This window comes from Rhodococcus sp. As11 (assembly GCF_048957735.1).
GTDB classification, from domain to species: Bacteria; Actinomycetota; Actinomycetes; order Mycobacteriales; family Mycobacteriaceae; genus Rhodococcus; species Rhodococcus gordoniae.
Genome location: NZ_JARDJE010000001.1, coordinates 322,324 through 334,880, shown reverse-complemented (window position 1 = coordinate 334,880; position 12,557 = coordinate 322,324). Strand labels below are relative to the sequence as shown.

The window sequence follows — 12,557 nt, the reverse complement described above, 5'->3', positions numbered from 1 at the left end:
TCCTAATTCGTGGGCCGGTCGGAGCCCACCACCCACATGGAGAAGTACTGGGATCCACCGCCGTAGGCATGTCCGAGTGCCTTGCGGGCGCCGTCGACCTGGTGATCTCCCGCCGTGCCCATCACCTGGATCGCGGCTTCGGCGAACCGGATCATGCCCGATGCCCCGATGGGGTTGGAGCAGAGCACGCCGCCGGACATGTTGACCGGAAGCCGACCGCCGATCGCCGTCTCGCCGGCCTCGGTGAGTTTCCACCCCGACCCCTCGGACGCGAAACCGAGGTTCTCGAGCCACATCGGCTCGAACCACGAGAACGGCACGTAGATCTCGGCGCAGTCGATCTCGCCGAGCGGATCGGTGATACCGGCCTGCTTCCACAGTGCTGCGGCAGCGACCCGTCCGGCCTCCGGATTCACCTGATCGCGCCCGGCGTAGGTGGTGGGTTCGGTGCGCATCGCCGTGGCATGGATCCACGCCACCCGGCGGCCGGCCTGCTCGGCGGCCTTCGCGGTGTCCTCGTCGCCGAGCACGACCGCGCACGCACCGTCGGACGACGGGCACGTCTCGTCGTACCGGATCGGATCCCACAGCATCTGCGAGGCCTGCACCTTCTCGAGGGTGATCTCGGGCTGCTTCAGATGCGCGTACGGATTCTTCGCGCCGTTGAGGCGGTCCTTGACCGCGACCATCGCCCCGATGTGCTCGGGCGCACCGGACCGGCGGATGTACGAACGGACGTGCGGCGCGAAGTAGCCGCCCGCGCCGGCACCGACCGGCATGGTGAACGGGACCGGTGTGGACAGCGCCCACATCGCGTTCGACTCGGACTGCTTCTCCCAGGCCACCGCGAGTACCCGGCGGTGCACGCCGGCCTGGACGAGGCTTGCCGCGACGTTCGCCGTCGAGCCCCCGACGGACCCGGCGGTGTGCACGCGCAGCATCGGCTTGCCCGTGGCGCCGATGGCGTCGACCATCGACAGTTCGGGCATCATGACGCCCTCGAACAGGTCGGGGGCCTTGCCGATCACCACGGCGTCGATGTCGTCCCAGCCCACCTGGGCGTCCGTCATGGCGCGGTCGATCGCCTCGCGGACGAGGCCGGACATCGACACGTCGTGCCGCTTGGCGACGTAATGGGTCTGCCCGGTTCCGAGGACAGCTGCGGGTTGCTTCGCCATCAGTTGCGTCCCTCCAGAACGGCTACCAGATTCTGTTGCAGCACAGCACCGCTCGTCGCGTGCGCGAGTGCACGTCCGGCCGTGCCGTCCATGATCGCCTGCGCTGCGTAACCGATGCGCTCGAGACCGCCGGAGAACATCGGGTTGCCCGTCAGCGGCCCACCGGACGGGTTGATCGTCGTCGACTCGCCCAGGCCGATCGCCTCGCGCAGGATGAGTTCCTGGTGCGTGAACGGTGCATGCAACTCGGCGACGTCGAAGGCGGTGTCCCCGCCGGTGACGGCCTGCGCTGCGGCCCGGGTCGAGGGTGAGACGGTCAGATCGAGTGCGCCGAAGTTCGGTGAATCGGTGCGATGCTCGATCCCGGTGATCCACGCCGGGTTCTCGCACAGCTCGCGCGCCCGGTCGCCGGTCGCGAGGACGATCGCGGCCGCGCCGTCGGTGACGGGGGCGCAGTCGTGCTTACGCAACGGGTCGGCGATGTACGGCTGGGCGAGCAGTTCGTCGATGTCGAAGTCGCCGGAGAGTTGCGCCTTGGGATTGTCCTTGGCGGCGGCGCGGCTACGGACCGCGACCTCCGCCATCTCGCGGTCGGTCCACTTACCGGATTCGAGACCCAGGCGGGCCTGCAGGCCCGCGAGCGAGACGGAGTCGACGCCCAGAGGGGCCACGAGGTACGGATCGAGCTGCAGGGACAGGGTTCGGCGCAGAGTGCCGGCCGAGGACTTGCCGAAGCCGTACACGAGGGCGGTGTCGACCTCACCGGTGATGAGCTTGACCCACGCCTCGTAGAGCGCCCAGGCCGCATCCATCTCGACGTGCGATTCGTTGATGGGCGGGACGGCGCCGATCGCATCGATCGCCGAGATGAACGAGAATGCTCGTCCGGCAAGGTAATCGGAGGAACCCGAACACCAGAAACCGATGTCGGACTTGGTGATGCCGAGCTTGCCGTACAGCTCCTGGAAACACGGGACGAGCATCTCGACGCCGTTGGTGGTGCCGAACGTCTCGCGCACGTGCGGGGCGTGCGCGAAGCCGACGACTGCAATGTCTGTCATGTGTCCGCCGCTCTCAGAGGTGGTGTTCGAAGGTGTCGTAGTCGGCGTCGGGTTCGCCGGTGGGACGGAAGTACTCGATGTTGCGCAGCGTGTGATCCCACTCCTCGCGAGGACGCCATTTCGCTTCGACACGCATGCCCATCCGCACCTCGGACGCATCGCATTCGAGGATCAGGTGCAGGAACGGGATGTCGGCACCGTCGAGCAGTACGTAGGCGGCGACATAGGGCGGCTCGATCTGCTGGCCGAGGAACGGCACGTTCACGATGCAGAAGGTGGTGACGATGCCCTTGTCGGACACTTCCACGGGTTCCTTCGTCGGTACACCGTCGGTGGGGCTCGCACCGCGCGGGGGTACGTAGACCTTCCCGCCCGGGCCGGTGCGGCCACCGATGATCCTGCCGTCCTTCAACCCTCGCAGGTACCAGGATTCCTCGGGGGAGGCGGAGTGCCGGTAGTCCAGGTCGACGGGAGTGGTGATCATCGTGACCGGCTCGCCCTCGGTCGCTGCGACGGTGATCGTCGCCTCGCCGGGTTCGAACGCCTCGATGTCGTGGATGTCGCCGGTGCGTTCGGCGGCCCACCGCACACGTACCCGCAGACCCGTCTCGATGTCGTCCGGGGAGGCGACGTCGACGGCGTGCAGGAGTGCGGTGTCGGCGCCGTCGAGGCGGATCAGTGCCCAGGCGAAGGGCCGGTCGAAGGGCTGTCCGGGCAGCGGTTCGGCGTTCCACGTCCAGCTCACCACGGTGCCGGTCTGTCCGACCTCGACGACATCGGTGAGTGGTTCATGGGTGACCGCGTCGTATTCGGGGGGTGGGACGAGGACCCGTCCGTCGGATCCGCGGGCGCCGAGAATGCGGCCGTCGCGCAATCCGGTGACGAAGGCTCCGACGGTCGGCCCGGTGGATCGTGTGTAGTCGAACTTCAGATTCAGCGGTGCGCTCAGCGGTGGCTCGGCAACCGCGCTCTTTCCCAGGCTCACAATTTCGAGTAGAACAGGTTCTAGTGGTGCTGGCAAGAGCGGCGCGCGAACTGCATCTCTCCACGATTCGCCCGACAGGAAAGGCGTCCAATGAAACTGGGACTGCAACTCGGCTACTGGGGTGCTCAGCCGCCCTCGAACGCACCGGAACTCGTTGCTGCGGCCGAGGCCGAAGGATTCGACGCCGTCTTCGCCGCCGAATCGTGGGGATCGGACGCGTTCACGCCGCTGGCCTGGTGGGGCTCGTCCACGGAACGGGTGCGGCTCGGCACGTCCGTCGTGCAGATCTCCGCGCGTACTCCGACGAGTTGCGCGATGCACGCGCTGACGCTCGATCACCTCTCGAAGGGCCGGCACATCCTCGGTCTCGGCGTCTCGGGGCCGCAGGTGGTGGAGGGCTGGTACGGCCAGCCGTTCGCCAAGCCCCTCGCACGGACCCGCGAGTACGTCGACGTGATCCGCAAGGTGCTCGCGCGCGAAGCGCCGGTGACCGGCGACGGACCGCACTTCCCGCTGCCCTACGCGGGCGCCGGATCAACCGGGCTCGGTAAACCGCTCAAGCCCATCACGCATCCGCTGCGGTCGGACATCCCGATCTGGATCGGTGCCGAAGGTCCGAAGAACGTCGCGCTCACCGCCGAGATCGCCGACGGCTGGCTCGCGATCTACTACACCCCGCGCCTGGCGTCGATGTACGACGAATGGCTCGACGAGGGGTTCGCCCGGCCGGGCGCCCGACGCACCCGTGAGGACTTCGAGATCGCGGCGACCTGCCAGGTGGTGATCACGGACGATCGCGCAGGGACGATCGCGGCGATGAAACCGGTGACCGCGCTGTATGTCGGCGGAATGGGTGCGCCGGAGTTGAACTTCCACGCGCAGGTCTACCGGCGGATGGGATACGAGGCCGTGGTCGACGAGGTGACCGCGCTGTTCCGTGCCGGCCGTAAGGACGAGGCGGCGGCAGTGATCCCGGACGAGATGGTCACCGAGACGATGATCGTCGGCAATGCCGACGAGGTGCGCGAGGGTGTGAAGCGCTGGGAGGCGGCCGGCGTGACGATGCTGCTGGTCGGTTGTCGCGATGTCGACCAGGTGCGCACGATCGCCGAGGTGGTGCTGCGCTAGATGCCGCAGCGGGCGGGGCGTCAGGAGGCGTAGGCCGCCTTCAGCTTGCCCTTCACCAGCTTGCCCGTGGGGGTGCGGGGCAGTTCGTCGACGAAGTCCACCGATCGCGGCACCTTGAAGTGCGCGACCCGCTCGCGGACGTACGAGATCAATTCGTCGGCGAGGTCGGGGGATCCGGCGGATCCGCCCGCCGGTTGCACGACGGCCTTGACCTCCTCGCCCATCTCCGGATGGGGCACGCCGATGACAGCGACGTCCTCGACGGCCGGGTGCAGGGCGAGCACGTTCTCGATCTCCTGCGGATAGATGTTCACACCGCCGGAGATGATCGTGAACGACTTGCGGTCGGTCAGATACAGATAGCCGTCGTCGTCGAGACAGCCGAGGTCGCCGACCGTGGTCCAGGTGGGGTGCTCGGGATGCTGCGACGCCGCGGTCTTCTCGGGATCGTTGTGGTACGAGAACGGAACCTTCTCGTATTCGAGGTAGATCGTTCCCACCTCGCCGGCCGGGAGTTCCCGCCCCTCCTCGTCGCAGATGTGCGCGGGCCCGAGCACACTCTTGCCCACCGAGCCCGGGTGTTCGAGCCATTCCTGACTGTTGATGAACGTGATCCCGTTGGCCTCGGTGGAGCTGTAGTACTCGTAGATCACCGGTCCGAGCCAGTCGATCATCGCTCGCTTGACCTCCGGCGGGCACGGAGCTGCGGCGTGGACGAGGACGCGCAGACTCGACAGGTCGTATCGGTCGCGGATTTCGTCGTCGAGCTTGAGCATACGGACGAACATCGTCGGCACCATCTGCCCCGCGGTGATCCCGTGCTCCTCGACGTGCCGGAGCGCGGTCTCGGCGTCGAACTTCTCGGCAAGGACCACCGTGCCGCCGAGCGCGTGGATCGCCCCACCCCAGCGCAGAGGCGCCGCGTGATAGATGGGGGCGGGGGAGTAGTAGACGTCGGAGTCGGTGAGGCCGAAGAGGAACTGCGCCACCGTCACCAGCGGCTCACCGGGTTCGTCGACGCGACGTTCCGGGAGATCCGGCTGGATTCCCTTGGGAAAGCCCGTCGTTCCGGACGAGTACAGCATGATGGCGCCGCACGGTTCCTCCTCGAGTCGCGGGCCGGCCGCGGCGAGGGCGTCCTCGTACGACTCGAAACCGCGCACGGTGCCGCCGAACGCGAGCCTCACCGAACCGATCGCGACCTTCTCGCCGACCTGTTCGGGGAGTTCGTCGAGTGTCGCCGACGCGATCAGGGCCTTCGCACCGCTGTCCTCGAGGATATAGGCCACCTCCCCGGCGGTGAGGTGACTGTTGACCGCCGTGATGTACAGGCCGGACCGGAGGGCGGCCCAGAAGACCTCGAAGGCCTCGGGCTGATTGTCGGTGAGCAGGGCGACGACGTCACCGGTGCGCAGACCCGCGTCGTGCAGGACGCGGGCCAGCGCTGCCGACCGGTCGTCGAGTTCGCGGTAGGTCAGACTCCGGTCACTGTCGGCGAGGACGACCGCAAGTTTGTCCGGGGTGGTCCGGGCGTGCACTCCTGGATACATGGGGGCTCCTCATTGCCTCGACATCGCCTCGACGAACACTGTGATCTTGTGGTCTGGATCACAGCCGACAATGTAGCAGAGCTAAGGAGATGGTTGTGACCGCGCTCTCACGGGTGGGAGTGCGGTCCACAGTGGCGCAGGTCAGGAACCCGAGAACTTCGGGGCACGCTTCTCCGCGAACGCCCGCGGCCCCTCCTTGGCGTCGGCGCTCTTGAAGACCGCGGCGCCCAGTTCGGCGTCGATCCGGAACGCGTCCTCTTCGTGCAGTCCTTCCGAATCGCGGATCGTCCGGAGGATGGCCTGCACGGCAACCGGGCCGTTGTTCGCGATGGTCTCGGCGATCTCGAGGGCCTTGTCGAGCGCGGTGCCGTCCGGAACGACGTGACCGATGAGTCCGATCTCCTTGGCTTCGGCGGCCCCGAGGTGGCGTCCGGTGAGCAGGATGTCGGCGGCGATCGTGTACGGGATCTGGCGGACGAGACGCACCGCGGACCCACCGAGCGGGAACAGTCCCCACTTCGCCTCGGAAACACCGAATTTCGCGCTCTCGCCGGCCACTCGGACATCGGTTCCCTGCAGGATCTCGGTGCCACCGGCGATGGCGGCACCCTCCACGGCCGCGATGAGCGGCTTGGTCAGACGGCGACCCTTGAGCAACGCCGGCAGCCGTGTGAGGTCCCAGCCGCCACCGTTGCCTTTCCCGTCGCTTCGCTCGCCCTGCTCGAATGCGTCTCCGGGCGGTGCCGCGTTCATCGCCTTGAGATCGGCTCCCGCGCAGAACGCTCCACCGGCACCGGTGAGGATCGCGACGCGGATCTCGGGATCGCTGTCGACGCGATCCCAGGCCTCGTTCATGATCGCCATCATTTCGCCGGACAGCGCATTTCGTGCCTCGGGGCGGTTGAGCGTGACGATCAGAACGTGGCCGCGTTGCTCGACGAGGCAATGCGGTTCGCGGGACGAGATGTCCGAATCGGCTGCGCGGGGGGCTTCGGTAGCGGACACTGGCGGGACTCCTCGCAGGATTGTGAACTGGATCATATTCGGGTCTTGTCAGAAACGGTAACACGTTCTACTTTTGTCAGCGTGGCCCTAAACATCGCAGACCTCGTCGAACACGCAATCGACCTCGTTCCCGAGCGCGTCGCGCTGGCTTCGGACGGACGTGAGGTCACCTACGCACAGCTGGAGGACCGAGCCAACCGACTTGCTCATTACCTGCGCGAACAAGGTGTGAAGCCGGGCGACAAGGTCGGCATCTACTCGCGCAACACCATCGAGGCCGTCGAGGCGATGATCGCGGTCTTCAAGATCCGCGCCATCATGATCAACGTCAACTACCGCTATGTCGAGAACGAGTTGCAGTACATCTTCGACAATTCCGACATGGTCGCGCTCGTCCACGAACGTCGCTACTCCGACAAGGTCGCGAACGTCCTGCCGAACACTCCGCTGGTGAAGACCGTGATCGCCGTGGAGGACGGCACCGACGCCGACTTCTCGTCCTATGCCGGCATCGAATACGAAGCGGCGCTGGCGCAGAGCAACCCGGAACGCGACTTCGAAGCACGCAGCGCCGACGACATCTACATGCTCTACACCGGCGGCACCACCGGTCACCCCAAGGGCGTGATGTGGCGTCACGAGGACGTGTGGCGCGTCCTCGGCGGCGGTATCAACTTCATGACCGGGGAATGGGTCAAGGACGAGTGGCAGCTGGCGAAGGAGGGCGCCGAGAATCCCGGTCTCGTGCGCTATCCCATCCCGCCGATGATCCACGGCGGCGCCCAGTGGGCGCTGTTCCAGTCGTTGTTCAGCGGCGGCAAGGTCGTCATGCACCCCGAGTTCTCGGGCCACGAGGTGTGGCGCATCATCGACGACCACAAGGTCAACGTCATCTTCATCACCGGCGACGCCATGGCCCGCCCCATGCTCGACGCACTGGAGGAGGGCAACCCGACAACCGGTGAGCCCTACGACCTCTCGACCCTGTTCGCCATGGCATCGAGTGCGGCCCTGTTCTCCCCGTCCATCAAGGACCGTTTCCTCGACCTGCTGCCAGGCAAGATCATCACCGACTCCATCGGCTCGTCCGAGACCGGCTTCGGTGGCATCGGCATCGCCGAGAAGGGCAAGACCCTCGGCGGCGGCCCCACGGTGAAGATCGACGAGTCCACCACCGTCCTCGACGACGACGGCAATCCGATCGAACCGGGTTCCGAGAAGGTCGGCATGGTCGCGCGCACCGGCAACATCCCGCTCGGCTACTACAAGGACGAGGCCAAGACCAAGGCCACCTTCCGCGAGTACAACGGGATCCGCTACTCGATCCCCGGCGACTACGCGCGGGTCGAGGCCGACGGCACCGTCACGATGCTCGGCCGCGGATCGGTCTCGATCAACAGCGGCGGTGAGAAGGTCTACCCCGAGGAGGTCGAGGGTGCACTCAAGCAGCACCCGGCCGTCTTCGACGCACTGGTCGTGGGTGTTCCCGACGAGCGGTTCGGCGAACGGGTCTCCGCCGTCGTCGCGCGACGCGAGGACGCGCAGGTCACGCTCGAGGAACTCACGGCGACGGCACGGTCGCAGATCGCGGGGTACAAGGTGCCGCGCGCGGTGTGGTTCGTCGACGAGATCAAGCGATCGCCGGCCGGCAAACCCGATTACCGGTGGGCCAAGGACCAGACGGAACTGCGCCCGGCCGACGAGGTCTACGACAACGGCGACGGCAACGGCGCCGCTGCGGCGGGGTAGAGGGACACATGCAGACCGGCCTCGGCAAGAAGTTCGGCATCGAGTATCCGATCTTCGGCTTCACACCCTCCGAACACGTCGCGGCGGCGATCAGCCGCGCGGGCGGACTCGGTGTTCTCGGGTGCGTGCGGTTCAACGACCCCGACGAACTCGACACCGTCCTGACATGGATGGACGAGAACACCGACGGCAAACCGTACGGCGTCGACATCGTGATGCCCGCTGCGGTGCCCACCGAAGGCACCGCGGTGGACCTCGACAGGTTGATCCCGGCCGAGCACCGCGCCTTCGTGAACCGCACGCTCGACGAACTCGGTGTTCCGCCCCTGTCCGACGACGTCGGTGAGGCGAGCGGTGTTCTGGGCTGGCTGCATTCGGTCGCACGCTCGCACGTGGAGGTCGCCCTCGCCCACCGGCCGGCGCTGATCGCGAACGCCCTCGGGTCACCGCCGAAGGACGTCATCGACCTCGCCCACGACAAGGGTGTGCCGGTCGCAGCGCTCGCGGGTGCGGTCGAACATGCGAAGCGGCACGTCGAGAACGGTGTCGACATCGTGATCGCGCAGGGCTACGAGGCCGGGGGCCACACCGGCGAGATCGCGTCGATGGTGCTGTGGCCCGAGATCGTCGACGCACTCGGTGATTCGGCGGCCGTGCTCGCCGCCGGCGGTGTGGGATCGGGACGGCAGGTCGCGGCGGCACTGGCCCTCGGTGCCTCCGGCGTGTGGATGGGTTCGTACTGGCTCACCACCTCGGAGTACAAGCTCGGGGCGGCCGCGCACGGCCCGTCGTCGATCCAGCGCGCGTTGCTCGGCGCGAGTTCGTCCGACACGGTGCGGTCGCGGATCTACTCGGGCAAGCCGGCGCGGCTGCTCAAAACCAAGTGGACGGAGGCGTGGTCGAAACCCGATGCGCCCGAGCCATTGCCGATGCCCCTGCAGAACATCCTCGTGAGCGAGGCGCATCAGCGTATGTCGGCGGCCGACGATCCCGAGGCCGTCGCCATGCCGGTCGGGCAGGTGGTGGGACGGATGAACGAGATCCGTCCCGTCGCGGAGATCATGGCCGACCTCGTGCGGGGCTACGACGAGGCCGTCGATCGGCTGAACGAGGCGCGATAGGACCACAGTGGTGGGGTGGCAGGTGCCCGGGGTGGAGTGATCCGCCCCGGGCATCGTCCCGTTCCGGGATCTGCGTCGGCCGGGGCGTCGCCGGACAGGGAGCAGCGGCGGTCGCGGGTGGGGGTCGACGGCCGAGGTGTGCCCGATCCGGCACTACCCTGGGGTGGACGTGACGCGAGCGGTACCGGTCGTGAACCGCACCGCAGCGGACTCGAAGCGTTCACCGAGGAGGAGGCCGTTCACCTCGGTTACCGAGCAGAGGACGGAAGACGCAGTGACACAGGCCGAGTCGCAGGCAACCGGAGCACTCGCGGACATCAGGGTGCTCGAACTGGGCACCCTGATCGCCGGGCCGTACGCAGGACGCCTGCTCGGCGACATGGGTGCCGACGTCATCAAGATCGAGGACCCGAAGCGGCCCGACCCGCTCCGCACCTGGGGGCAGGGCGAACGGGACGGGCACCGCTTCTTCTGGACGGTGCACGCCCGCAACAAGCGGTGCATCACCCTCGATCTCCGGGCGCCCGACGGACAGGAACTCTTCCGGCGTCTCGTCGCCGAATCGGATGTCATCGTCGAGAATTTCCGTCCCGGAACGCTCGAGAAGTGGGGTCTCGGCTACGACGTGCTCTCCGAGATCAATCCGGGCATCGTCCTGGCCCGGGTCTCCGGCTACGGGCAGACCGGCCCGAAGGCCGGCCGCGCGGGATACGCCTCGGTGGCCGAGGGTGAGAGCGGACTACGGCATCTCAACGGTTATCCGGGACAAGCGCCTCCGCGACTCGCGTTGTCGCTCGGCGACACTCTCGGCGGCATGTTCGCGGTGCAAGGGGTACTGGCCGCTCTCCTGAGCCGCGAACGTACCGGTCGCGGCCAGGTCGTCGACGTCGCACTCACCGAGGCGTGCCTCGCGGTGCAGGAATCGGTGATTCCGGACTACGACGCGGCCGGTGTGGTGCGCGGCCCGTCGGGTACGCGTCTCGAGGGTATCGCGCCGTCGAATCTGTATCGCACGTCCGACGACATGTGGATCATCATCGCCGCGAACCAGGACACGGTCTTCCGTCGTCTGTGCACGGCGATGGATCGTCCCGAACTCGCCGACGACCCGCGTTTCGCCGATCACCTCGCGCGCGGCCTGAACCAGGACGAACTCGACGTACTCATCGGTGACTGGGCGGCGACGTCGACGCTCGAGGATCTGCTCGCGCATCTGTCGGAGGCCGGTGTGGTGGCCGGTCCGGTGAACACCGTGGCCGAGGTGGTCGCCGATCCGCAGTTCCGGGCACGCGACATGATCGTGCCCCACCACGACGAGCGCACCGACACCGATGTGCTCGGCCCCGGTGTGGTGCCGGTGCTCGGTGAGACGCCCGGTTCGGTGCGCCGCGCCGGTCCGCCCGTCGCGGGATACGACAACGCCGTGGTCTACGGCGAGGTGCTCGGACTGAGCGAGGTCGAGCAGAAGGAGCTGCGCGAGCGCGGCATCATCTGAGGCACACAACGCGGGGCGAAGGCTCGCAACATCGGCAGTCACTGCCGGTGTTGCGAGCCTTCGTTCGTTGTTGCGTGCTTCCCCGCAGGCGTACATGCCACTAAGGTGGAACTCGTTTCAGTATTTCGAACTTCTATGAGGAGTGCCGAATGCACACGCCCATCTGCGACGAACTCGGCATCGAGTTCCCGATCTTCGCGTTCACCCACTGCCGCGACGTCGTCGTCGCCGTCGCCAAGGCTGGAGGCTTCGGTGTCCTCGGCGCCGTCGGGTTCACCCCGGAGGAGCTCGAAATCGAGCTGAACTGGATCGACGAGCATATCGGCGACCGCCCGTACGGGGTCGACATCGTCATTCCGAACAAGTACGAGGGCATGGACGCGAACCTCTCCGCGGAGGAACTCACGAAGATGCTGCAATCGATGGTGCCGCAGGAGACCCTCGAATTCGGCCGCAAGATCCTCACCGACCACGGGGTTCCGCTGCCCGAAGGTGACGATAACGCGTTGCAGCTCCTCGGCTGGACGGAAGCCACCGCGACCCCGCAGGTGGAGGTGGCGCTGCAGCATCCGAAGGTCACCCTCATCGCCAATGCGCTCGGTACCCCACCCGCCGACATGATCGAGCACATCCACAACGCCGGTCGTAAGGTCGCGGCGCTGTGCGGTTCTCCGAAGCAGGCCCGCAAGCACGCCGACGCCGGCGTGGACATCATCATCGCGCAGGGCGGCGAAGGTGGCGGGCATTGCGGGGAGGTCGGCTCGATCGTGCTGTGGCCGCAGGTCGTCAAGGAGGTCGCACCCGTTCCGGTGCTGGCCGCCGGTGGGATCGGCAGCGGTCAGCAGATCGCGGCCGCGCTCGCGCTCGGCGCCCAGGGCGCGTGGACCGGTTCGCAGTGGCTCATGGTCGAGGAAGCCGAGAACACCCCGGTGCAACAGGAGGCCTACATCAAGGCGACCAGCCGTGACACCGTGCGCAGTCGTTCGTTCACCGGCAAGCCCTGCCGCATGCTCCGCAACGACTGGACCGAGGCCTGGGAGGAGGAGGGCAACCCGAAGCCCCTCGGAATGCCGTTGCAGTACATGGTGTCCGGCATGGCGGTCGCGGCCACTCACAAATACCCGGACGAGTCCGTCGACGTCGCGTTCAACCCGGTCGGTCAGGTCGTCGGGCAGTTCACGAAGGTCGACAAGACCTCTGCGGTCATCGAACGCTGGGTGCAGGAGTACCTCGAAGCGACCGGAACCCTGGAGAAGTTGAACGAGGCCGCGAGCGCCTGATCCAC

General features: G+C 67.1%; 10 protein-coding genes. 5 read left to right on the top strand and 5 right to left on the bottom strand.

The genetic code is table 11. The features are described 5' to 3' along the window. Nucleotides 1-2: 2 nt before the first annotated feature. The 3 genes from PV766_RS01640 to PV766_RS01630 are packed head-to-tail and all read right to left on the bottom strand — an operon-like array spanning nucleotide 3 to nucleotide 3,224. Nucleotides 3-1,178: a thiolase domain-containing protein gene (locus tag PV766_RS01640; protein ID WP_006551914.1), complete on the bottom strand. Its 1,176-nt coding sequence runs from the start codon at nucleotides 1,176-1,178 to the stop codon at nucleotides 3-5. Continuing rightward, the gene (locus PV766_RS01635; RefSeq protein ID WP_019290103.1) at nucleotides 1,178-2,239 is read right to left on the bottom strand and encodes a thiolase domain-containing protein; all 1,062 of its coding nucleotides are present in this window, start codon (nucleotides 2,237-2,239) and stop codon (nucleotides 1,178-1,180) included. The genes PV766_RS01640 and PV766_RS01635 overlap by 1 nt, the downstream gene beginning before the upstream one ends. 13 nt (nucleotides 2,240-2,252) lie before the next feature. Continuing rightward, on the bottom strand, nucleotides 2,253-3,224 hold the full coding sequence (locus tag PV766_RS01630; protein WP_064063470.1) for a Zn-ribbon domain-containing OB-fold protein: 972 nt from the start codon (nucleotides 3,222-3,224) through the stop codon (nucleotides 2,253-2,255). A gap of 90 nt (nucleotides 3,225-3,314) precedes the next feature. Between PV766_RS01630 and PV766_RS01625 the strand changes: the two genes are divergently transcribed. After that, on the top strand, nucleotides 3,315-4,352 hold the full coding sequence (locus PV766_RS01625; protein ID WP_064063471.1) for an LLM class F420-dependent oxidoreductase: 1,038 nt from the start codon (nucleotides 3,315-3,317) through the stop codon (nucleotides 4,350-4,352). A 20-nt stretch (nucleotides 4,353-4,372) separates the two neighbouring features. Here PV766_RS01625 and PV766_RS01620 read toward each other — a convergent pair whose 3' ends face one another. Together PV766_RS01620 and PV766_RS01615 are read right to left on the bottom strand one after the other, a co-directional pair. After that, a complete protein-coding gene (locus tag PV766_RS01620; RefSeq protein ID WP_064063472.1) occupies nucleotides 4,373-5,902 on the bottom strand; it encodes an AMP-binding protein in 1,530 nt (509 codons plus the stop codon). 141 nt (nucleotides 5,903-6,043) lie between these two features. Then, complete coding sequence (locus PV766_RS01615; protein ID WP_421096276.1) at nucleotides 6,044-6,943, bottom strand: crotonase/enoyl-CoA hydratase family protein; 900 nt, start codon at nucleotides 6,941-6,943, stop codon at nucleotides 6,044-6,046. A 45-nt stretch (nucleotides 6,944-6,988) separates the two neighbouring features. Here PV766_RS01615 and PV766_RS01610 point away from each other — a divergent pair, with 45 nt between their 5' ends. The 4 genes from PV766_RS01610 to PV766_RS01595 all read left to right on the top strand — a co-directional run bounded on the left by PV766_RS01610 (nucleotide 6,989) and on the right by PV766_RS01595 (nucleotide 12,552). Continuing rightward, nucleotides 6,989-8,656 (top strand): acyl-CoA synthetase, encoded by a 1,668-nt coding sequence (locus PV766_RS01610; protein ID WP_421096275.1) that lies wholly within the window; start codon nucleotides 6,989-6,991, stop codon nucleotides 8,654-8,656. An 8-nt stretch (nucleotides 8,657-8,664) separates the two neighbouring features. Beyond that, on the top strand, nucleotides 8,665-9,777 hold the full coding sequence (locus PV766_RS01605; RefSeq protein WP_255162174.1) for an NAD(P)H-dependent flavin oxidoreductase: 1,113 nt from the start codon (nucleotides 8,665-8,667) through the stop codon (nucleotides 9,775-9,777). 274 nt (nucleotides 9,778-10,051) lie between these two features. Continuing rightward, on the top strand, nucleotides 10,052-11,272 hold the full coding sequence (locus PV766_RS01600) for a CaiB/BaiF CoA transferase family protein (RefSeq protein WP_064063475.1): 1,221 nt from the start codon (nucleotides 10,052-10,054) through the stop codon (nucleotides 11,270-11,272). A 149-nt stretch (nucleotides 11,273-11,421) separates the two neighbouring features. Next, nucleotides 11,422-12,552, top strand: a complete 1,131-nt coding sequence (locus tag PV766_RS01595) for a nitronate monooxygenase (RefSeq protein ID WP_129977217.1) — start codon at nucleotides 11,422-11,424, stop codon at nucleotides 12,550-12,552. The last annotated feature ends 5 nt before the right edge of the window (nucleotides 12,553-12,557 follow it).